Source organism: Saccharopolyspora sp. NPDC002578 (assembly GCF_053592695.1).
Genome location: NZ_JBSFWJ010000021.1, coordinates 22576 through 44851, shown reverse-complemented (window position 1 = coordinate 44851; position 22276 = coordinate 22576). Strand labels below are relative to the sequence as shown.

At 71.7% G+C, this 22276-nt stretch carries 17 protein-coding genes and 1 tRNA gene; 13 read left to right on the top strand and 5 right to left on the bottom strand.

Features of this window, described 5'->3' with window-relative positions; translation table 11 throughout:
- Positions 1-198 precede the first annotated feature (198 nt).
- The gene (locus tag ACWD38_RS13065; RefSeq protein ID WP_184483586.1) at positions 199-1038 is read right to left on the bottom strand and encodes an HAD-IB family hydrolase; all 840 of its coding nucleotides are present in this window, start codon (positions 1036-1038) and stop codon (positions 199-201) included.
- Positions 1039-1733: 695 nt separating this feature from the next.
- On the opposite strand from ACWD38_RS13065, the gene ssd reads away from it, so the two are divergent.
- From ssd to ACWD38_RS13025, 8 genes are all read left to right on the top strand, one after another.
- Positions 1734-2852 (top strand): septum site-determining protein Ssd, encoded by a 1119-nt coding sequence (gene ssd, locus ACWD38_RS13060; protein ID WP_184483584.1) that lies wholly within the window; start codon positions 1734-1736, stop codon positions 2850-2852.
- On the top strand, positions 2837-4006 hold the full coding sequence (locus ACWD38_RS13055; RefSeq protein WP_184483581.1) for a TadA family conjugal transfer-associated ATPase: 1170 nt from the start codon (positions 2837-2839) through the stop codon (positions 4004-4006). Before ssd ends, ACWD38_RS13055 begins: the two co-directional genes overlap by 16 nt.
- Positions 4000-4815, top strand: coding sequence for a type II secretion system F family protein (locus tag ACWD38_RS13050; protein ID WP_184483579.1), 816 nt, complete (start codon positions 4000-4002; stop codon positions 4813-4815). The genes ACWD38_RS13055 and ACWD38_RS13050 overlap by 7 nt, the downstream gene beginning before the upstream one ends.
- Positions 4812-5576, top strand: coding sequence for a type II secretion system F family protein (locus tag ACWD38_RS13045; RefSeq protein ID WP_184483577.1), 765 nt, complete (start codon positions 4812-4814; stop codon positions 5574-5576). Before ACWD38_RS13050 ends, ACWD38_RS13045 begins: the two co-directional genes overlap by 4 nt.
- A 206-nt stretch (positions 5577-5782) precedes the next feature.
- Positions 5783-5986: a DUF4244 domain-containing protein gene (locus ACWD38_RS13040; protein WP_425503618.1), complete on the top strand. Its 204-nt coding sequence runs from the start codon at positions 5783-5785 to the stop codon at positions 5984-5986.
- A gap of 107 nt (positions 5987-6093) precedes the next feature.
- A complete protein-coding gene (locus tag ACWD38_RS13035; RefSeq protein WP_184483572.1) occupies positions 6094-6453 on the top strand; it encodes a TadE family type IV pilus minor pilin in 360 nt (119 codons plus the stop codon).
- Complete coding sequence (locus ACWD38_RS13030; protein WP_184483569.1) at positions 6450-6902, top strand: Rv3654c family TadE-like protein; 453 nt, start codon at positions 6450-6452, stop codon at positions 6900-6902. Before ACWD38_RS13035 ends, ACWD38_RS13030 begins: the two co-directional genes overlap by 4 nt.
- A gap of 367 nt (positions 6903-7269) precedes the next feature.
- Complete coding sequence (locus tag ACWD38_RS13025) at positions 7270-7914, top strand: bifunctional DNA primase/polymerase (RefSeq protein ID WP_343071608.1); 645 nt, start codon at positions 7270-7272, stop codon at positions 7912-7914.
- Positions 7915-8049: 135 nt separating this feature from the next.
- Here ACWD38_RS13025 and ACWD38_RS13020 read toward each other — a convergent pair whose 3' ends face one another.
- Complete coding sequence (locus ACWD38_RS13020; protein ID WP_184483565.1) at positions 8050-10413, bottom strand: DEAD/DEAH box helicase; 2364 nt, start codon at positions 10411-10413, stop codon at positions 8050-8052.
- Positions 10414-11012: 599 nt separating this feature from the next.
- Between ACWD38_RS13020 and ACWD38_RS13015 the strand changes: the two genes are divergently transcribed.
- The 5 genes from ACWD38_RS13015 (at position 11013) to ACWD38_RS12995 (ending at position 19508) form a co-directional block, all read left to right on the top strand.
- A complete protein-coding gene (locus tag ACWD38_RS13015) occupies positions 11013-13322 on the top strand; it encodes a sodium-translocating pyrophosphatase (RefSeq protein WP_246458499.1) in 2310 nt (769 codons plus the stop codon).
- Between the two features lie 211 nt (positions 13323-13533).
- On the top strand, positions 13534-14211 hold the full coding sequence (locus tag ACWD38_RS13010; protein ID WP_184483562.1) for a hypothetical protein: 678 nt from the start codon (positions 13534-13536) through the stop codon (positions 14209-14211).
- A 158-nt stretch (positions 14212-14369) separates the two neighbouring features.
- Entirely contained in the window at positions 14370-14954 is a 585-nt protein-coding gene (locus ACWD38_RS13005; protein WP_184483560.1) for a hypothetical protein, read from the top strand.
- 190 nt (positions 14955-15144) lie between these two features.
- Complete coding sequence (gene topA / locus ACWD38_RS13000) at positions 15145-18129, top strand: type I DNA topoisomerase (protein ID WP_184483559.1); 2985 nt, start codon at positions 15145-15147, stop codon at positions 18127-18129.
- Positions 18130-18266: 137 nt separating this feature from the next.
- Positions 18267-19508 (top strand): DNA polymerase III subunit delta', encoded by a 1242-nt coding sequence (locus ACWD38_RS12995; protein WP_450124113.1) that lies wholly within the window; start codon positions 18267-18269, stop codon positions 19506-19508.
- Positions 19509-19593: 85 nt separating this feature from the next.
- On the opposite strand, the gene ACWD38_RS12990 is transcribed toward ACWD38_RS12995, so the two are convergent.
- The 3 genes from ACWD38_RS12990 to ACWD38_RS12980 all read right to left on the bottom strand — a co-directional run bounded on the left by ACWD38_RS12990 (position 19594) and on the right by ACWD38_RS12980 (position 22224).
- Positions 19594-20337, bottom strand: coding sequence for a hypothetical protein (locus tag ACWD38_RS12990; protein WP_184483555.1), 744 nt, complete (start codon positions 20335-20337; stop codon positions 19594-19596).
- Positions 20338-20503: 166 nt separating this feature from the next.
- Positions 20504-21337: a DUF4231 domain-containing protein gene (locus tag ACWD38_RS12985; protein ID WP_184483553.1), complete on the bottom strand. Its 834-nt coding sequence runs from the start codon at positions 21335-21337 to the stop codon at positions 20504-20506.
- An 813-nt stretch (positions 21338-22150) separates the two neighbouring features.
- Positions 22151-22224, bottom strand: a tRNA-Thr gene (locus ACWD38_RS12980).
- Between the last annotated feature and the right edge of the window lie 52 nt (positions 22225-22276).

Below are 22276 nucleotides of genomic sequence, written 5' to 3'. Positions count from 1 at the left end.
AACCCCGTCGACGACCGGCCTCACGTGGCGGCAGCGCGTGGGTGCTCCGTCTCTACGCACGGAGCCCGGTCCGGGGTGGACGGTGCTTCTCCTCCGCACCGTCCCTGGCCGAGCCAGGGTCCGCACCTCCTTTGTAGCCCTAGGCGCGGACCGCGGCAATCCCTGGCCCGTGGTCGTTTCGGGTGTTGTTCCCGCTGCTCAGCGACCTCGGCGGAAGCGCCGCAGTCCCCACCAGGCCGCACCGGCGGCGGCGACGGCTCCGACGCCGACCCCGGCGGCGGTGACCGCGGCGCGGGACGGGGTGGGGAATCGGGCGCGCAGCGAGATCGGCTGCTCGAACGCGAGGGACGGCCAGCCGCGCTGCGCGGCCTCCTTGCGCAGGCCGCGGTCCGGGTTGACGGCGGTCGGGTGGCCGACGGCCTCCAGCAGCGGCAGGTCGGTCACCGAGTCCGAGTAGGCGTGGCTGGCGGTGAGGTCGTAGCCGTGCGCCTCGGCGAGTTCGCGGGCCGCCGCGGCCTTGTTCTCCGCCGAGCAGTAGAACTCCACTTCGCCCGTGTACCTGCCGTCGGTGACCACCATCCGGGTGCCGGCGGAATGGTTCGCCCCGAGCAGGGTGGCGATCGGAGCTACGACTTCTTGCCCGGAAGCGGAGAGCACGACAATGTCGTGGCCCTGCTCTTTGTGCTCGGTGATCAGCTGGGTGGCTTCCTTGTAGACCAGCGGATCGACGATGTCGTGGAGGGTTTCCTCGACGATGGCGTTGACCTGTTCGACGTCCCATCCGGCGCACAGCGAGGTGATGTGCGCGCGCATCCGGTCCATCTGATCGGCGTCGGCACCGGCCAGCATGAAGACGAATTGCGCGTAGGCGCTTTTGAGCACCGCCCTGCGGTTGATGAGGCCTTCTTGGAAGAACGGCCTGCTGAATGCGAGCGTGCTCGATTTCGCGATGACCGTTTTGTCCAGGTCGAAGAACGCTGCCGCCCGAGGCTCGGTGGCGGCCGGAGGGTTCGCGGGCGCTGTCACGCCGCACAGCATACGAAACCCCGGGGGTGTCCGGACGGCTGCACGTTCCGCCGAATGCATCAGTCACCCTGGGTGTCGAACGGGGTTCCCGGGTGGGGTGAGTCAGGCGTGCGCGTGGTTCCGATGCCCTGCACGCGGAGTTTCCGGGGGTGCGACCGGAGTCCGACGTTCCTCCTAATGGACGGGGCGCGTGTGGGGGTCGCGGGGCGCTACAGTTAGGGAGTCCGGGAGCCCCGGATGAGTTCAGCTCGACCCCCCGGAGCTGAACTCTCGACGACCCCCGTCCCTCCCCCCTGACGGGGGTCGTCCTTATTCTCCCCGTCCCGCCGACCGGCTCGGCGCATTCGACGGCTCTGCCGCTCCGGCCCCTGGCGGGCTTCGCCCGAACCGCTTCGCGACTTTGCCCGAAGTGTGCCGCGGGCGCTTCTCTTTTCGTTCGTCACCGGTCTCCTCGTGCTGCGCATGACATTGTCCGACAGGTGTGCATGTGCGATTTTCGCTGACCAGGGGTTCTTTTTCGACAACTTTTCACCTTCGGCTTCACTGGACCGGGGGACGGGTTATCCACAGGCCTTCGATTCATCCACAGATTTGCGAATTGGGGATCGACGACGCGTTCCGGCTGGGTCACCGTTGAAGGCGAGCGGGAATTCACCGGATGCACACTTCCGGCCCCGCGATCATCGTGATTCGAACGGGGTCCGCGCATGTCCACGACCACTCCCATGCTCATCACCCAGGACGACGCGCTCGCCGAGGACGTCACCCGCCTCGCCGCCGTGGCGGGCTGTGAGCTGCGCAGACGGGACGGCGCCAACGGGGCGGGCGGCCACTGGCGGGACGCCGCGCTCATCCTGCTCGACGGGCCCGCCGCGGAGGAGGCGTTGGCCGCGGGATTTCCGCGAAGAACGGGCGTCGTGCTGCTGACCAGAGGACAGGTGGAATCCCTGTGGCGACCGGCGTTCGAAGTCGGAGCCGACGCGCTGCTCGACCTGCCAGGTCAGGAATTCCGCCTCGTCGACCTTTTCACCGACCTCGTCGACGGCGTCCGGTCATCGAGTGCCGGGCGGGTGCTGGCCGTGCTCGGCGGAACCGGTGGCGCCGGTGCTTCCACCCTCGCCGCGGCGACCGCGGTGGCCGCCGCTCGCGGTGGTGCCCGCTCGCTGTTGCTGGACTGCGACCCGGCGGGCGGCGGGCTGGACCTGACCGTGGGCGTCGAACGCACCTGCGGCCTGCGCTGGTCCGGGCTGACCATCAGCGGCGGCCGGGTCCCGTCCGGTGCGCTGCACGAGGCGCTGCCCGGTCGGCGCCTGGGATCGGGCCGGCTCACCGTGCTGTCCTGCGACCGGGACGGCTCGTCGGACGGGTTGACCGCGACCTCGGTCCGCGCCGTGCTGGACGCGGGACGCCGAGCGGGGGAGACCGTGGTGTGCGACCTACCGCGAGCGCCGTCCGAACCGGCCGCGGCGGTGCTGCGGCGGGCGGATCTCACGATCATGGTGGTACCGGCGGAGGTCCGCGCGTGCGCCGCCGCCGCGAGCACCGCGGAGCTGGTGCGCGAGCACTCCGCCGGACCGGTGTGCGCCGTGGTGCGCGGCCCGGCGCCCGGCGGCCTGCTGGTCGAGGACATCGAGCGGGCCGTGGGCGTCGACGTGCTGTCGGTGCTGCGGGCGCAGCCGAGCCTGGCGTCCGCCGTCGACCGGGGCGGGTTGTGCGCGACGAGGTCCGGCAGCCGCGGTCCGATCGTGCGCACCGCCGGCGACCTCCTCCGCGCGCTCGACGAGCTCGCGTCCGGACGGGCGGTGGCGTCGTGCACACCGAGCTGATCGAGCGGGTGCGGCGCCGCCTCGCGGGCAGCGGTGCGCCGGTGAGCCCGTCCGCGGTCGCCGCGGCGGTGCGCGAGGAATCCGGCGGGCTGGTCGCCGACACCGATCTGCTCACCGCTCTTCGCGCGCTGCAACAGGAATTCCTCGGTGCCGGGGTCCTCGAACCGCTGCTGCGGGATCCGCGGGTCACCGACGTGCTGGTGACCGCGCCCGACCAGGTGTGGGTCGATCGAGGCGACGGCCTGCGCCGCTGCCCGGTCACGTTCCCCGACGACGACGGGGTGCGCAGGCTCGCCCAGCGGCTCGCGGTCGCCACCGGCAGGCGGCTGGACGAGGCGCAACCCTGGGTCGACGCGTGGTTGCCCGGCGCGGAGGCGGGTGAGGCGGTGCGCCTGCACGCGGTGCTGCCGCCGATCGCCGCGGGCGGCACCTGCCTGTCGCTGCGCGTGCTGCGACCGGCCTCGCACGACGTCGCCGCGCTGCGCCGGCTCGGAGCGTTCGACGAGGAGCTCGCCGGGGTGCTGCGGGAGATCGTGCGCCACCGGCTGGCGTTCCTGGTCACCGGTGGCACCGGCGCGGGCAAGACGACGTTGCTCGCCGCGCTGCTGGGCGAGGTGCCCCAGGACGAACGGATCGTCTGCGTCGAGGAGGCGGGGGAACTGCGGCCCGAACACCCGCACGTCGTCCGGCTGCTCACCAGGCCGCCGAACGTCGAGGGCGCGGGTGAGATCCGGGTGCGCGACTTGGTCCGCCAAGCCCTGCGGATGCGGCCGGACCGGCTGATCGTCGGCGAGGTGCGTGGCGCCGAGGTCTGCGAGCTGCTCGCGGCCTTGAACACCGGACACGACGGGGGTGGCGGCACTGTGCACGCGAACTCCCCGGCCGAGGTCCCGGCCCGGCTGGAGGCGCTGGCCGCGTTGGGCGGGCTGTCCCGCCAGGCGCTGCACAGCCAGCTGGCGGCGGCCGTGCAGGTCGTGCTGCACGTTCGGCGTTCCACCGGCCGCGGCAGGTACCTCGCTGCGGTCGGCGTGCTGCGCCGCGAGGACGACCTGGTGCGGGTGGTGCCCGCCTGGGACCACGCCGCCGGATGGGGCGACGGGCGCCCGGACCTGCTGGCACTGCTGCGGTCCCGGGGAGGTGCGGTGCCGTGCTGAGCTTGCTGGTGCCCGCGGCGGCCTTGTTGAGCTGGCCGGATCAACGAGCCCGAACTCGGCTCGCCGCGATGCGGCCCGCGAACGCGCCAGGGGAGGGACGCGGTTCGTCGCGCGTCCGCGCGGTACCGATCGTCGTGCCGTGCGGGATCGTGGTCGCGGCGCTGCTCGCCGGGGTCGGCGGCCTGCTGGCGTCCGGAGCCGCGGCCGCGGTCGGGCTGTGGTGGTGGCGGGGGCGCGGCGCCGATCGACGACGCCTGGCCCGCGCGGCTGCGCTCGCCGCCGGGCTCCGGCTGCTCGTCGCGGAACTGCGCGCCGGATCGCATCCGGCCGCCGCCGCGGAAGGCGCCGCTGCGGAAGCGGATCCCGCGGTGGGCGGGGTGTTCCGGGACCTGGCCGCGACCGCGCGGCTCGGGGGTGACGCGGCGGCGGTGCTCATCACGGCCGCCGGATCCGCCCCGGCCGAGCGGGACGGGGAGCCGCTGGCACGAGCGGGCCGGGCGTGGGCCTTGGCCGATCGCCACGGCGTCGCGCTGGCGGAACTGCTCGACTCGGTGCGGCGCGATCTTGAGCACCGGGTGGCGTTCGCGCACGACGTCGAGGCGAAGCTGGCCGGCCCGCGCTCGACGGCCGCGGTGCTGGCCGGGTTGCCGCTGCTCGGCCTGGCGCTCGGGCAGGCGTCCGGGGCGGATCCGCTCGCCGTTCTGGCGAACGGGTTGCTCGGGCAGGCGCTGCTGGTCGCCGGGGTCTCGTTGCTGTGCGCCGGTGTGGTGTGGACCGTGCGGCTGACCGAGTCGGTGGTGCGGCCATGAGCGCACACCCGGGACTGCCGTTCGCGGCGTTCCCGCTCGCCGGGCCGTTGCTGCCGTGGGCGATGGCGTTGTGCGGGGTCGCGCTGCTCGCGGTTCCGCGTCGTCGAGCTCGGGCGCGATTGCCGCCGAGCCCCGGAAGGGCGAACCGGTTGCAGTTCCCCGGCAGATGGCTCGGCGAGCGGCAGGCGGTGGTTTCCGCGGCAGTCGCCGGCGGCGTGCTCGGTGCGCTGGCCGGCGGGCCGGTGGTGGGCCTCGCGGTCGCGACCGCAGTGTTCTGGTGGCTGCGCCGCGCCGCGCGTCGGGTCCGGCCGGACCCGGTGGATCCGCTGGTGCTGGCGGCCGGTTGGGACCTGCTCGCCGCCGGCATGCGCGCGGGCCTGCCGCCGGTGGTGCTGGTCCGCGCGGTGGCGGCGGAATTCACCGGTGCCGCGAGCGCGGCCCTGCGGGAAGTGGCGGGGCTGCTCGAACTCGGGGCCGACCCGGTCGCTGCGTGGGAACCGGCGTTGCGCCATCCCGGCACCGCGGAACTGGGGCGTGCGGCTCGGCGGACCGCACGCACCGGCAGTGCGCTGGCCGAGGTCGCGACCGATCTCGCGGCCGAAGCCCGGACGGCGTTGGCCGACCGCGCGCAGGCGCGGGCGCAGCGGGCGGCCGTGTGGGTCGCCGCCCCGCTGGGGCTGTGCTTCCTGCCCGCTTTCCTGTGCTTGGGCGTGCTTCCGGTGGTGGTGGGCATGGTGCAACGACTGCCGATGTCCTGGTGATGAATGCCCGCAGTTCGTCCATTGTGGACTGTTGGATTGCTGGACCCGGTCGTGCGCGTCCGGGAACAGCGGCGAGGCCGAAGGAATTCGGCGACGGACGACCGGCCGCACCGGCCGGTGGGAGCAAGGAGAGTGCGATGGCGATTCGAACGGCCGAATCGACGGTGAGGGTGGTCCGAGCACGCGGCGGTGGGCCGCTGGCCTGGGTGGCGTTCGGCAACGAGTTCGCTCGACGGCGCTGGCGAGCGCTGCTGTGCGGCGACGGAGGGATGAGCACGGCGGAGTACGCGATCGGGACCGTCGCCGCGGCCGCGTTCGCCGGGTTGCTCTACACCGTGGTGACCGGGGATTCGGTGACCGCGGCGCTCACCTCGCTCGTCGAGCGCGCACTGCAGAGCGGTGTCGAGTGACTGCCCCGGCGACCTCGTCCCGCAGCGCGCGCGGTCCGACGGCCGCCCCTGATCGGCCCGGCCGAACGGTCCGCGGATCAGCGTGGCTCGCTCGGGACGGTGGTGCGGTGACCGTCGAAGCGGCGCTGGGCATCGGTGCGGTGGTCGCGGTGTTCCTGCTCGCGGTGTCCGCGATGAGCGCGCTGCTGGGACAGTTGCGCTGCATCGACGCCTCCGTCGAAGCGGCCCGGCTGGCGGCTCGCGGCGACCGGGACGGAGCTCGTGCCGCGGTGGCGCGACTCGCCCCGGCGGGCACGACGCTGACGATCTCCACCGGGCCCGAGCTGGCCACGGCGGAGGTCACCGCGCCGCCCGGCACGGGACTGCTTCCGGAGGGCTGGCGTCGCAGCCGTGCGTCGGCGGTCGTCGAACCGGGGGTGGAGGCATCCGGGAGCGTCGAACCCGTGCGGCCGGAGGCGGTGCCGTGACCAGCGGTGCGGCGGGCGCGGCGCGACGCGCGCCCGCCGTCCACCGCCGGGCCGAGCGGCGAGAGCGGCACGAGCGGACCGAGCGGCGGGAGCGGCGGGAGCGGCGGGAGGGCGGAGTCGCCACCGTGCTCGCGGCGGTGCTCACCCTCGGGCTGGTCGCGATCGCGGGTTTCGGTCTGGTGCTCGGATCAGCCATGCTGGCGCGGCATCGGGCCGAAGGAGCCGCGGATCTCGCGGCGCTCGGGGCGGCGGCGCGTGCTCCGCGCGGTTCCGAGCACGCCTGCGCGGCGGCGGGTGCGGTCGCGGACGCGATGCGGGTGCGGCTGCTCGACTGCGCGCTCGACGGGCCGGACGCCCGGATCGTCGTCGCAACCCGCGCGGGACTCGGGGCGGAGCTGCTATCGACGCAGGTCACGGCGCGATCGAGGGCAGGTCCCGTGCGTCGCTGACGGTCGCGGGACGGCGTTGAGCGGTCCCGCTTCCCGGTCCAGCGACCGATGATCGCGAACGAGCGGCCGGGAACCGACACTCCGGCATATCAGCGCCCCTCTCAGCACCCGCACGCTCGTCGCCGCTGAGCGACCGGTCGTCGACATGGGGGGTGTACGGGGGTGGGTGGGATGACGTTGATTGATGGTGCGGAAGCGAGCAGGAGATCCCGACATCGTGGTCGGTCTCAGGTGAACGGTCGCGGTGCAGCGACCCGCCGGTGCGAAAGCATCCGCCACGGTCAGGTGAGGAGAGGTAATGGACTGGTCAGCGGACAGGCGGCCCAGTGCTTCCGGAGCGAACGCTTCCGGAGGGGCCGGTGCTGCTGTGGAGGCCAGTGTCTCCGGATGGGCGAGCGCCTTCCGGATCGAGTTGCGGGTGCAGGCCATCGAGCTGGCATCCCGCGGCTGGTCGGTGCTGCCCGGTACGTACCCGGCCGGCTACGAGGCGGGTGTTCCCGTCTGGTCCGGTTCCGAGGCTGCGCGGCCGAGCGGAGCGACCCACCCCGTTCCCGTCCACGCGGACTGGCAGGAGCGGCTCGGCGCCGACGTGCGCCAGGTCGCGAACTGGTGGTCCGAGGAGCCCTACAGCCTGCTCGTCGCGACCGGTGAGCAGGTCGAAGCGCTCGAAACCGGCCCCGAGCTGGGCAGGCGCGCCGCGCGGGCACTGCGCTCGCTGGGCGTTCCGGTCCCGATCGTGGCCACCCCCGACGCCCGCTGGTACTTCCTCGCCGCCGGTGGTTCCGCTACCGCGGCGTGCCCCGAGCTCGTGGCGGCGGGAGCGGTTCGCAGGCACAGCACCGGCAGCTGGCTGCCGGTTCCCCCGAGCACTTTCCACCACGGCGTCGTGCACTGGAGGGTCAAGCCGGAGGTCTGCGGGTGGCGGTTGCCGTCGCCCGAGATCATCGGTGACGCCCTGCGCGCCGGTGCGGACGCCGTCCCAGACGTGGCAGAACTCGTCGTGGCGGGCTGATACCCCGCGACGACCGCGAACCGAGTCGCAAGGCACTGGACGCCCGACCCGTCCAGGGGCACCCCCGATAGGGGCCGGCGGCGGGAGCGAGTGGGACCGGCGAACCCCCTCGCTCACCCGATCCGCCGTCGGCCCTCAGCCCTGCCCGGCGACTCCCCCGTGCGCGGTCGAGAGCACGTCGAGAACAGCCACCGCCCCCGCCTTGTCCAATGGTTCGTTGCCGTTCCCGCACTTCGGCGATTGAACACAGGACGGGCAACCCGCCGGGCAGTCGCAGGAGACGATCGCCTCCCGCGTCGCGGCCAACCAGGGGAACAACGCGGCGAAGCCGCGGTCGGCGAAGCCGGCTCCCCCGGGGTGACCGTCGTGCACGAACACAGTGGCTTGCCCCGTGTGTTCGTGCAGGGCAGTGGAGACACCACCGATGTCCCACCGGTCACAGGTCGCGAACAGCGGCAGCAGGCCGATCGCCGCGTGCTCGGCGGCGTGCAGCGCGCCGGGGATGCGCGCCGGGTCCAGCCCGGCGCCCCCCGGCGCGTTGTCGGTCAGCAACTCGTCGGAGATCGTGTACCAGACGGCGCGGGTCACCAGCTTGCGCGCGGGCAGCTCCAGCGGAACCTGGTCGAGGACCTGGCCGGACGGCAGCGTGCGCAGGTAGCCGACGACCTGCGAGGTGACCTCGACATCGCCGAGGCAGACCGTCACCCCCGGCGCCGGATGCCGCTCCTGCACCGTGGTGAGCACCGAGATGTCCACCAGATCGCGCGGCGAGGTCGTCCAGTCCGGGTTCTCCCCGTGCACCAGCGCCAGCCCGTCGTCGAGGTCGAGCTCGTCGACGACGAACGACTGCCCTTGGTGCAGGTACACCGCTCCGGGATGCACCGTCGCGCACGCCGATTCCGGGTCGACGGTGCCGAGCATCCGCCCGGAGTCGCCTTCGACCACGGCGATCTGCTGCCCGCCGGACCCGCGCAGCTCCACCTCCCGGTGCGGACGTTCCCGCGAGGTCCAGTACCAGCCGTGCGGCCGGCGCCGCAGCACGCCCGCCTCGGTCAGCGCCTCGGTCGCGGCGCGCGCGGGCGCACCGCCGAAGATCTCGAACGCCGCCTCGTCGAGCGGTAACTCCGCCGCCGCGCACGCCAGGTGCGGTTCGAGGACGTATGGGTTGGCCGGGTCCAGCACCGTCGATTCCACCGGCCGGTCCAGCACGGCGGGAGGGTGGTGCACCAGGTAGGTGTCCAGCGGATCGTCCCGGGCCACGAAGATCACCAGCGCATCGTCGCCGTCCCGCCCGGCCCGGCCCGCCTGCTGCCAGAACGAGGCCAGCGTGCCGGGATAACCGGCGACGACCACCGCGTCCAGGCCCGCGATGTCCACGCCGAGCTCCAGCGCGTTCGTCGCGGCGACCGCGAGCAGTTCCCCGGTCAGCAGCGACCGCTCCAGCTTCCGCCGGTCCTCCGGGAGGTAACCGCCCCGGTAAGCGGCGACCTTGCCCACCAGCTCGTCGTCCACCTCGGCCAGCGCGCGCCTCGCGGCCAGCGCGGCCAGTTCGGTACCGCGCCGGGACCGGATGAACGCCAGCGTGCGAGCACCCTCGACGACCAGCTCGGTCAAGATCCGGGCCGTCTCCGCACCAGCCGACCGCCGGACCGGGGCGTCGTTCTCGCCCGCGACGTGCTCCAGCAGCGGCGGCTCCCACAGCACGACGGTCCGGGCGCCGCGCGGCGATCCGTCCTCGGTGACCGCGCGGCACGCGCTGCCGATCAGCCGCTCCCCGAGCGAGGCCGGATCGGACACCGTCGCGGAGGCGAGCACGAACACCGGCTCCGATCCGTAGTACCGGGCGATCCGCCGCAACCGCCGCAGCAGCAGCGCCACGTGCGAGCCGAACACGCCCCGGTAGGTGTGGCACTCGTCGACGACCACGTACGCGAGGTTCCGGAAGAACCGCGCCCAGCGGGAATGCCGGGCGAGCACGCCGTGGTGCAGCATGTCCGGGTTCGTGAACGCCCAGCGCCCGTGGGCCCGCACCCAATCCCGCTCGACGTGCGGGGTGTCGCCGTCGTAGGCGGCGGCGCGGATCCCGTCCAGGCCGAGTTCGGTGATGGTCCGGAGCTGATCGGCCCCCAACGCCTTCGTCGGGGACAGGTAGAGCGCGGTGGCCCGCTCGTCGGTGAGCAGCCGGGACAGCACCGGCAGCTGGTAGATCATCGACTTGCCGGAGGCGGTGCCGGTCGCGACCACCAGGTGCTCGCCGCCCCACGCCGCTTCGGCGCCTTCGGCCTGGTGCGTCCAGGGACGTTCGGCGCCGCGGGCGCGCAGCGCGCTGATCAGCTCGTCGGGAGCCCAACCGGGCCAGTCCGCGTGCCGCGCGGGGCGGTCGGGGAGCTGTTCGACGTGACGCAGCGGCGACTCGTCGGCGGGCACCCCGGCCAGCACCCGGTCCAGCAACCGCTTCCCGCGGCTCGTCCTGCCCGCGTTCCGGTGCGCCGAGTTCACACCGTCGAGCGTCGCACAACGCTGTTCCCGCACTGCACGCGCTCGGTGCGGACGGCGCTCGATGATCTCGTTCGGGTGGACTCGGCCGCCGACGCGCTGGCATTGGGCTCGTGCGGGGGCCGTTCGGGTGTGAGGTGTCCACCGGACGCGCGGAGCCCGCCCGTGCGCGCGGGCGGGCTCCGCGCCGATCGCTCGTCGCGGAACCGCCGATGAGGCGACACGCCGAATCGATCCGGCCAGCGACACGCGATACACGAAGTAACCCGTTCGGTCCACATAGAAGTGTGGCTGAACGGGTGATCAAGTCCAAACTGGATCGATTCGCAGATAACAAAGCAGCACGTCGTGGAGAGGCGCGTATCACATCGTGAAGTAAGACACGTCAGGCCTGAATAGACTTCGCGGCCACGACAGCGCTCGCGGGCGGACCTTGCTGGACCGCGCCGCGGGCGAGGCCGTACCGAGCGTCGGAGTGGACGCACTACCGCCCCTCCGGCGTGCCACCGAGCCACACCCGAGGAGGACGGATGTCCCTGCTGTCCCCGGTCCAGCCCGGCTGGGTCGCCCAGGGCGCTGCACCACCGAGCTCGACGCACCGGATGGACCTCGCTCAGAACGCCCCCGGAGCACTCGAACTCAGCGGCTCCGACTACGCCATCGTCGGCGTGGTCATGATCATCGCGTTGGCGGCGCTCGCCTTCGGCTACGTGCTGATCAAGGAAGTGCTGGCGGCCGGCCAGGGTTCGGCCAAGATGCAGCAGATCTCGCAGGCGGTGCAGGAAGGTGCCGCCGCGTACCTCAACCGGCAGTTCCGGACGCTGAGCGGCTTCGCCGTGATCGTGTTCCTGGTGCTGTTCGTACTACCCGCCAACAGCACCGGTGAACGCATCGGGCGTTCGATCTTCTTCCTGTTCGGCGCGGCGTTCTCCGCGGCCATCGGCTACCTCGGCATGTGGCTGTCCACCCGCGCGAACGTGCGGGTCGCGGCGGCGTCCAACGATCCCGGCGAGGGCCGGGAGAAGGCGATGCGCGTCGCGTTCCGCACCGGTGGCGTCGTCGGCATGACCACCGTCGGCCTCGGCCTGTTCGGCGCTTCCCTCGTCGTGCTGGTCTACGCCGGTGAGGCGCCCAGGGTGCTGGAGGGCTTCGGCTTCGGAGCCGCGCTGCTGGCGATGTTCATGCGAGTCGGCGGCGGCATCTTCACCAAGGCGGCCGACGTGGGCGCCGACCTCGTCGGCAAGGTCGAGCAGGACATCCCGGAGGACGATCCGCGCAACGCGGCGACCATCGCCGACAACGTGGGCGACAACGTCGGGGACTGCGCGGGCATGGCGGCCGACCTGTTCGAGTCCTACGCGGTGACGCTGGTGGCCTCGCTGATCCTGGGCACCGCCGCGTTCGGGCTCAAGGGCCTGCTGTTCCCGCTGATCGTGCCCGCGATCGGCGTGGTGACCGCCGTGATCGGCGTGTACATCACGAAGGCGAAGGCGACGGAGAGCGCGCTGACCGCGATCAACCGGTCCTTCTTCATCTCGGCCGCGATCTCGGCGGTGCTGTGCGCCGCGGCGGCGCTGCTGTACCTGCCGTCCTCGTTCTCGGCCCTGACGGGCGTGTCCGAGGAGGTCCGCGCCAGCTCCGGGAGCCCGGCGCTGATCGCGCTCGTGGCGGTGGTCATCGGCATCCTGCTCGCCGCGGTGATCCTGAAGCTGACCGGCTACTTCACCGCCACCGAGCACCGCCCGGTGCAGGACGTCGGCAGGTCCTCCCAGACCGGTGCGGCCACGGTGATCCTCACCGGCCTGTCGGTCGGGTTCGAGTCCGCCGTCTACACGGCGCTGGTGATCGGGGTCGCCGTGTTCGGCGCCTTCCTGCTCTCCAGCACGCTGACGGTGGCGTTGTTCGCGATCGCGCTGGCCGGGTGCGGTCTGCTGACCACGGTCGGCGTGATCGTCGCGATGGACACCTTCGGTCCGGTGGCCGACAACGCGCAGGGCATCGCGGAGATGTCCGGCGAGTTCGAGGGCGACGGCGCGAAGATCCTGACCGAGCTGGACGCGGTCGGGAACACGACGAAGGCCATCACGAAGGGCATCGCCATCGCCACGGCGGTGCTGGCGGCGACGGCGCTGTTCGGCTCCTACCAGGACGCGATCACGCAGGCGGCCCGCGAGGTCGGCGCGGAGATCACGGCGGCGTCCTACCAGGTGTTCGCGCCGAACATCCTGGTCGGCATCGTGATCGGCGCGGCCGTGGTGTTCCTGTTCTCCGGGCTGGCGATCAACGCCGTGTCCCGTGCCGCGGGCGCCGTGGTCTACGAGGTCCGGCGGCAGTTCAAGCAGAACCCGGGGATCATGGACGGTTCGACCCGGCCGGAGTACCACCGGGTCGTCGACATCTGCACCCGCGATTCGCTGCGCGAGCTGGCGACGCCGGGCCTGCTGGCGGTGCTGGCGCCGATCGCGGTGGGCTTCGGCCTCGGGGTCGGTCCGCTGGCCGGGTACCTGGCGGGTGCGATCGCCACGGGCACCTTGATGGCGATCTTCCTGGCCAACTCCGGTGGTGCCTGGGACAACTCGAAGAAGCTGGTCGAGGACGGTCACCACGGCGGCAAGGGCTCCGAGGCGCACGCGGCGACGGTCATCGGTGACACGGTCGGCGACCCGTTCAAGGACACCGCCGGTCCGGCGATCAACCCGCTGCTGAAGGTGATGAACCTGGTGTCGGTGCTGATCGCTCCGGCGGTGGTCACGCTGACCGTGGGCGATTCGGCCTCGGTGCCGGTGCGGATCACCATCGCGGTCCTGGCGACCGCGGTGATCGTGGGCGCCATCGTGGTGTCCAAGCGCCGCAGCACGGCGATCTCGGACGCTCCCGCGGACGACGACAAGATCGTCAACGGCGCGGCCTAGGTGCGACCCGCTGATGGGGCGCCCGGCGAATCGCCGGGCGCCCCATTTCGGTTCTCACGACCGTTTTCCCGCATTCCGGGAAATTTCGCGGAATGCGAATTCATCCCGGTTGTGCAGCGCGAACGGGAGCCGGAGGGCCCCCGGTTCCGGAGGCGGCCCCGCGGATGCGGGACAGTCGGGGAGCACGGTGAAACAACCTGAGGGAATGCGCATGAATATCCGTTCGACGTCCGTCGCGGTGCTCGCCGCCGTCCCGCTGGCGCTGGCCGGTTGCTCCAACGAGCAGCCGCAGCAGCCCGCCCAGCCGCCCCCGCCGCAGCAGGAGCAACAGCAACAGCAGCAGCCCCAGGGGGCGCAGGCCGGTGCGGACGGCGTGGCCTGGACCGGCAAGCTGTGCGGTCTCGTCGGTGGTTTCTCCGCGTCGCAGCAGCAGGCGCCGCAGGTGGACAAGACCAACACCGACACCTTCAAGACCACGTCGGTCGCGCAGATGACCGCCGCGTACGACGCCGCGGACAAGACGGTGACGGGCCTGGAGCAGATCGGCCCTTCGCCCATCGAGGGCGCCGACCAGGTGGCGGGCACCTTCAAGGACGGGTTCACCCAGGTGCGCGACATCCTGACGACCGCGAAGGGCAAGGCCGAGCAGGTCGACACCTCGAACGAGCAGGCGTTCACCGCCGGGATGACCGGGGTGCAGGACGAGCTGAAGAAGGGCCAGCAGCTCGACTTCAGCGCCCAGTTCGCCGAGTTCTCCAAGAACCAGCAGCTCAACGACGCCGCCATGAAGGCCCCGGAGTGCCAGGAGCTGACGAAGTCGGCGGTCGAGCAGCAGCAGATGCAGCAGCAACAGCAGCAGCAACAGCCCCAGCAGCAGCCTCCGGGCTGATCGATCGGGCGGCGCGGGACCGGTGCTGAGCACCGGTGATCCGCTCCGGCCCGGTGCCGGTAGTCGAGTCGCGAAGATCGCCCGGACGAGGTCGATCGATCGCTCGTCCGGGCGGAGGCCCTGGTCAAGCTCGAACGGACGTTCTACGATCACGGATCGTGGACCAGCTGTCCTTCTACTCCGCCGAGGCTCGCCACCCCCGGGTGGCCGACCTCGCGGGGTTGCTGTGCGGCCCGGGACAAGCGGTCGGTTTCGGGCGCGGTACCGCCGCCCGGTTGTCCGTGGTCGTCGTCGACGACTGGCGGGCCCGGTCGCTGGTGCGCGCGTGCGGTGAGCGGGGGGTGGCCGCCGAGCTCGGACGTTCGGAGGAGGGCCACCCGCTGGTCCGCACCGCGTTCCGCTCCGACCTGACCGGACTCGCCGGTCAGTGGCTGCGCGGGGCGGTGAAGTCGGTGCCCGCCGGCTTCGCCCCGGACGGCGCCGCGCTGCGGTTGTGGGCGCTGACCGCCGGCCGGCCGGTGCCGGGGGGTTATCTGCTCGGGTTGGACCCGCACGCCCCGGAGACGTACGAGCCGCTGGCGGCGGCGCTGGCCAAGGCCGGGCTGCCCGCGCGGTGCATGGGGCCACGAGCGGGCGGGCCGGCGTTGCGGGTCACCGGCAGGCGGCGGATCGAACGCCTCGCCGAGCTCGTCGGCCCGACACCCGATGGTGCGATCGAGCGAACGTGGCCGCTGGTGTCCTGAGGATCACCCCACAGGTCACGGCAGGTCACACAACGGAACATGAGCGCTACCCGATACGTTCGTACGGGACGGAAGACGCGAGTGCAGGCGTGTTGTGTGCCACGCTGTGCCTCCCTGGGTGCGGTACCTGGGACGGCATGCGGTGCACACTGGCGGATCGGACGCCTCCGCGAGAAGAGAGCAGGTAAGCGTGGCTGGGTCGACACGGGCGAAGCAGAGCGGCGACAACGGCCGGGCTTCGGGGTCCTCCGGTGGGGCGGACTCCGGACGTCGGCGGTTGGTCATCGTCGAGTCCCCGGCCAAGGCTCGCAAGATCGCCTCCTACCTGGGGTCGAACTTCGTGGTGGAGTCGTCCCGCGGCCACATCCGGGATCTTCCCCGCGGCGCGGCCGACGTGCCCGCCAAGTACAAGGGCCAGTCCTGGGCGCGGCTGGGCGTGGACGTCGAGAACGACTTCGAACCGCTCTACCTGGTCACCGCGGACAAGAAGTCCACCGTCAGCGAGCTCAAGGACGCTCTCAAGGAAGTCGACGAGCTCTACCTCGCCACGGACGGCGACCGCGAGGGCGAGGCGATCGCCTGGCACCTGATGGAGACGCTGAAGCCGAAGGTGCCGGTGCGCCGGATGGTGTTCCACGAGATCACCGAATCGGCGATCCAGGCCGCCGCCGCGAACCCGCGCGACCTGGACCAGGACCTGGTCGACGCGCAGGAGACCCGCCGCATCCTGGACCGGTTGTACGGCTACGAGGTCAGCCCGGTGCTGTGGAAGAAGGTCATGCCGAAGCTCTCGGCGGGCCGCGTGCAGTCCGTGGCGACCCGGATCGTGGTGGAGCGCGAGCGGGAGCGCATCAAGTTCGTGCCCGCCTCGTACTGGGACATCTCGGCCACCATGGACGCGGGTTCCGCCGCCGAGCCGCCGCGCTTCGGTGCGCGGCTGGTCACCGTGAACGGCGCGAAGGTCGCCACCGGCCGGGACTTCGGCCCGGACGGGCGGCTCAAGAACGCCGACGCCCGGCCGCTCGACGAGCAGGAGGCCCGGCGCCTCGCGGACGCGTTGACCGATGCCCGGCTCAGCGTCTCCAGCGTCGAGGAGAAGCCGTACACGCGGAAGCCGTACGCGCCGTTCATGACCTCCACGCTGCAGCAGGAGGCGAGCCGGAAGCTGCGCTACTCGGCGGACCGCACGATGCGCACGGCGCAGCGGCTGTACGAGAACGGGTACATCACCTACATGCGTACCGACTCGACGACGCTGTCGGAGACGGCGATCAGCGCGGCGCGCAACCAGGCCAGGGAGCTCTACGGCGACAGCCACCTGTCCCCGCAGCCCCGCCAGTACAACCGCAAGGTCAAGAACGCCCAGGAGGCGCACGAGGCGATCCGTCCGGCGGGGGAGAGCTTCCGCACGCCGGGCCAGGTCGCCAAGGAGCTCGACACCGACGGCTACAAGCTCTACGAGCTGATCTGGCAGCGCACCATCGCCTCGCAGATGGCGGACGCGAAGGGCACCACGCTGTCGGTGCGCATCACCGGCACCGCCGGCAGCGGTGAGGAGTGCACGTTCGCCGCGTCCGGCCGCACCATCACCTTCGCCGGATTCCTCAAGGCCTACGTCGAGTCGGTGGACTCCGAGGCGGGCGGTGTCGCCGACGACGCCGAGTCGCGGCTGCCGCAGCTCACGAAGGACCAGCCGATCACCGCCGCCGAGCTGGAGCCGGACGGCCACAGCACGAACCCGCCCGCCCGCTACACCGAGGCGAGCCTGGTGAAGGCGCTGGAGGAGTTGGGCATCGGCCGTCCCTCCACCTACGCGTCGATCATCAGCACCGTGCAGGAACGCGGCTACGTGTGGAAGAAGGGCTCCGCGCTGGTCCCGTCCTGGGTGGCGTTCGCCGTGGTCGGCCTGATGGAGCAGCACTTCGGCAGGTTGGTCGACTACGACTTCACCGCCGCGCTGGAGGACGAGCTGGACCGCATCGCGGAGGGGCGCCAGCAGCGCACCAAGTGGCTGTCCGGCTTCTACTTCGGCGGCGAGGTCGGTCCGGGCGACTCGATCGGCCGCGCCGGCGGGTTGAAGAAGCTGGTCGGTTCCAGCGTCGAGCAGATCGACGCGCGCGAGGTGAACTCGATCCCGATGTTCACCGACGACGAGGGCCGCACGGTCTACGTCCGGGTGGGCCGCTACGGGCCGTACCTGGAGCGCCCGTTGAGCTCGGAGGAGTCGCAGCGGGCGAACCTGCCCGACGACCTGCCGCCGGACGAGCTCAGCTCCGAGGTCGCGGAGAAGCTGTTCGCCACGCCGATGGAGGGCCGCAGCCTCGGCACCGACCCGGAGTCCGGCCACGAGGTGATGGCGAAGGAGGGCCGGTTCGGCCCGTACGTCACGGAGATCCTCCCGGAGGGCGACAAGTCGAAGCCGCGCACCGGCAGCCTGTTGAAGTCGATGTCGCTGGACACGGTGACGATCGACGACGCGTTGAAGCTGCTGTCGCTGCCGCGCGTGGTGGGCAAGGACCCGGAGTCGGGCGAGGAGATCACCGCCCAGAACGGCCGCTACGGGCCGTACCTGAAGCGGGGCACCGATTCGCGGTCGCTGGAGACCGAGGACCAGATCTTCACGATCACCGTGGACGAGGCGTTGAAGATCTACGCCCAGCCCAAGCAGCGCGGTCGCCGTGCCGCCGCGCCGCCGCTGCGCGAGCTCGGCGACGAGCCGGACACCGGCAAGCCGCTGGTGATCAAGGACGGGCGGTTCGGTCCGTACGTCACCGATGGCGAGACGAACGCGTCGCTGCGCAAGGGCGATGACGTCGAGTCGCTGACGATGGACCGGGCGGTCGAGCTGATCGCGGAGCGGCGGGCGAAGGCTCCGGCGAAGAAGAAGGCCCCCGCGAAGTCGACCGCGAAGAGCACGACGTCGAAGTCGACGAAGAGCACCGGCACGAAGACCGCGTCCAAGGCGTCCGGCACGAAGAGCACCGGGACGAAGTCGGCGTCGAAGTCCGCCGCGACCAAGAGCACGGCGTCGAAGTCGACCGCGTCCAAGTCGACCGCGTCGAAATCCACGGCGTCCAAGTCCACGGCGTCGAAGTCGGCGAAGAGCCCGTCGTCGCGTGCGAGCGGGTCCCGTTCCTCGTCGACGCGCAGCACCTCGTCCACCGGCGGGGCCTGAGCCGAGCCCCTGCCTGCTGAGCCGCGGCTCGGCGCCGCCGCTGCTCCGATCCTCTCCCGAGGACGGGTCGCGACCCGCTGATCTCGTGTCGGTGCGGCCTCGTACAGTGCGAGTCGACGCTGCCCGGAGGTGACGTGATGACGCAGTCCCCTGACCCGGTCGAAGGCACCGTGCCACCGGCCACCGGGGTGTGGGCGGACATCGTCGGCCAGCCCGTCGCCGTGCGCACGCTGTTCGCCGCGGCGCAGGCCGCGCATCTGCAGGTGCGCGGTGAGCCCGCGCCCGCCGGAGCCATGACGCACGCGTGGCTGTTCACCGGCCCGCCCGGTTCGGGGCGATCGGTGGCCGCTCGCGCGTTCGCCGCCGCGCTGCAGTGCACGGAGGCGGACGCCATGCCGGGCTGCGGCCGGTGCTCCGCCTGCTGCACCGTCATGTCGGGCACGCACGCCGACGTCCGGGTGGTCGTGCCGGAGGGGTTGACGATCTCGGTGCGCGAGATGCGGGCCCTGGTGCAGGCCGCGGCGCGGCGCCCCACCACCGGGCAGTGGCGGGTGGTGCTGATCGAGGATTCCGACCGCCTCACCGAGGGCGCGGCGAACGCGCTGCTCAAGGCGGTGGAGGAACCGCCGGACCGCACGGTCTTCCTGCTGTGCGCGCCTTCTGATCACCCGGAGGACGTGCCGGTGACGATCCGGTCGCGGTGCCGGGCGATGCAGCTGCGCACTCCGCTCGCCGCGTCCATCGCCGAGGTGCTGCGGGAACGCGACGACGTCGACGACGGGATGGCGCAGTGGGCCGCGTCGGTGTGCGGTGGGCACATCGGGCGGGCGCGGCGGCTGGCGACGGACCCGGCCGCGCGCGAGCGGCGGGACAAGGTGCTGAGCATTCCGGCTGGTCTGCGCCGGTTCTCCGACGTGTTCACGGCCGCGAGCGGCCTGGTGAAGTCCTCCGAGTCGGAGGCGGTCGCGGCGAACGAGGACCGCAACGAAGCCGAGAAGGACGAGCTGCGCACCGCGATGGGTGCGGGCGGCACCGGCAAGGGCACCGCGTCGGCGACCCGCGGCGCGAACGCCGCGCTCAAGGAGCTGGAGAAGCGGCAGAAGTCCCGCGCCACCCGCTCGCAGCGGGACGCGCTGGACCTGGCGCTGGTGGACCTGGCCGGTTTCTACCGCGACGTGCTGGTCTCCCGGTCGGGTTCGGGAGCTCCGTTGAACCACCCCGATTACGCCTCGGACGTGTCGAGGGCCGCGGCGCAGTGGACCTCGGAGTCGGCGCTGCGGAGGTTGGAGGCGGTGCTGGAGTGCCGCACCGCGCTCACCCAGAACGTGAAGCCGATCATCGCGGTGGAGGCGATGGTCGCGACCCTGCACCACGGCTGAGCGGGTTCGTTCGGCCGCCCTGGAACGGGAAAGGCCCCCGCGCTCTCCTCCCAGAGCACGGGGGCCGTGGCTGTTTCGGGCCGTCTCAGGCGCCGCCGCCCTGCGGCAGCCCCGCGAGCCCGGCGAGCGGGGTGCCGGTGAGGCCGTCGGCCAGCGGCTTGCCGACCGCGCCGCCGGCGTTGCTCAGGTCGAGCAGTCCGCCCTTGGGGGTGCCCGCCGTCGTCGGCTTGGTGGTGGGGGTGTTCACGGCGGACGAGGTGCCGCCGGGCTTCCCGTCGGCACCGTCCTGGCCGGCGGTGCCCGCCGCGCCGGGCTCGCCGTTCTCGGCGGAGATGTTGTTGTTCGCGTTGAGCTGCTCCGGCGGGATCTGGTTGATCAGATCGAGCATGGCGTTGCCGGTGGTGTCGACGAAGTCGGTGATGCCGCGCGTGGCGGGGGCCTGGGTGACACCGTCGATCGGCGTGGCACCGGCGCGCGCCTTCGAGGCGGGGATGACGCCGCCGAGCGGGATGGTGGCGCCCTGGGTGTTGACCGGGTGGGTGTGCGCCTGGGACAGGTCGTGCAGCGTGTCGCCGATGACGTTGCCCTCGCCGGTGCGGCCGGAGGCCTCGCCGGCTTGCGCGGCCAGCGCCTGCGGTGCGCGCACCACGTCGCCGACGGTGCGCTGCACGCCGTGCAGGGTTCCGGCGCCGTGGAAGGCGGTCTGCGCGATTCCGTTGTCCACGGGCAGCTCGGCCGGGAACTGCGGGGCTGCCTGGGCGGTACCGGAGAATCCGACGGCACCGGCGCCCGCCAGCACTGCGGCGACCGTGGTGAGGCTGCGTTTCATCGCCTTGCTCCTCTCTGCACAGGCGCTCACCTGTGCGCCAGAGGTCGCAGCGTACGGAGCCGGGACCGGCCACTAATCAGCGATCACGACAGCCGCGGATTATCGACTGGCAGTGTGCGGAGTGACCGGCGGGCGACACGTTCGTGTGAGTGGGGTGATCTTGGAATTACTGTCCGACGATGGAAGTGACGTCCACGGACTGGTTGAGGTGTTGTTGGCGCTTGGCTTGTTCTTCGCGCAACGACTCGACGGTGTCGGCGAATTCGGCGTACGCGTCGCTCTCGTCGTCGAACCGGCTGTAGCGCCCGGCCCGTAATTCGACCGAATGGTATTCGCGTTCCAGCACATCGGCCGTCTGCTGCAGGCTCGCGGCGCGTTCCCGGTACTTCGAGTAGCCGCCGAACGCCGCCGCGACCGCCACCAGCAGGCTCATGGCCACCGCGGCCCAGCGCGCGCCGACGACGGCGGCCGAGGCCGCGGTGACGGTGGCGCTGATGATGGATCCGGAGATGACCACCGTCTGCAGCAGCTGGTCCTTCCAGCGGTGGCTGCCTGCTTCGGTGCGGTACCGCTCGATCACGTCCGGCAGCTCGGCCCGGTAGCGCTTGCGCATGCCGAGCAGGTCGCCGGCGTTCCACTCGTCGAGCTGGTGCTCGCGGTGCGCTCGCTCGAACTCGCGCAGCTCCGCGGCCACCGAGCGCACCGCGAAGTGGTGCCGGTAGGCGGTGCGCGCCGATACCGCGACCGAGCCGACGGGTATCGCCACCGCCGCCACCGATACCGCTATCGGGGGCGTGAGCAGCACGATCCCGGAGATCGAGAGCCCGGTGAGGGCCACGTTCCCCGGATAGGCCCAGATCAGTAGAAGTCGTTGCAGCAGTCGCGCTCGGTAGAGCTGTTCGGACAGCTCGCTGATTCGGCGCTCCCAGTCCTGCGGTTGGGTTTCCCCGGCGATGACCCCGCCCCCAATGATGCCCGTGCCCGCGTCCCAACGCTCCATCACATCGATCCTTCCGGCGTCACTGTGATCGAAGTAGTTCCCCAAGTACGACGACAATCGACCGGTCGGGTGATAGCTGAATGGGCTGTTCGGCCTACACCCTGTTACGCCTTGTGATCACCGCAGGTCGACCGCGAGGCATCTTCGTCGAAACCTGCCAGTGATAACAGTCGATGGCGCAAGTGCTCAGTCGCCGCGACTACTCGCCCCGGATCGGGGTTCTCCACTGTGGCAGCGCGTCCGTCCGGCCCAATCACGTGGGCCACGATCAGCCCAGCGATCCCTCTGCTATAGGGGCGTCCGGGGTGCAGTGGGCCGGGTGGGGAGAGGGATGTCCGGTGGGGGTGGTGGTGCCGCGAGCGGTCGCGAACGGCTCGGCCGTGGAGGTGGGATTCGTCGATCCGGTCCGCCGGTTCGGTGTGCGAACGGTGCCGCGAATCGATTTTCGAAATGCGTGGATGGGCGATCGGACGGCGGAGTTCGAAACTCGGGAAAATTGTGGTCTCCGGCTGGTTCCGAGGTGTCGCGATTTTCGGGTCAGAACGGCGTTGCAGCAGTTCAGTTCGGTACTTCGGTGTCGTTCCGGAAATCGTCGGGTGGTTGCGCGCGCGGTAGTGGCCGGTCGCCCCGCGGGAAGGCGTTCGAAATTCCCCGAGTGGTTCCGGGTGTGATTCGGGTTCTCCGGAATCGAGCGCGGCCCGGTGCGCGGATGATGTTCGGATGGGCCCGGCGGCGAGCGGCCCTCACCGCGGATGCGGGTGCCGAACGAGAAAGACCGCAGGTCACCGGAGTGAACCTGCGGTCTTCTCAGCGAGCCGCCTAAGGGAATCGAACCCTTGACCTACGCATTACGAGTGCGTCGCTCTGGCCGACTGAGCTAAGGCGGCGTTGCGGGGACGAGTGTAGCGGGTCCGGTGGGGGCGTCCGGCGGAGGGGTTG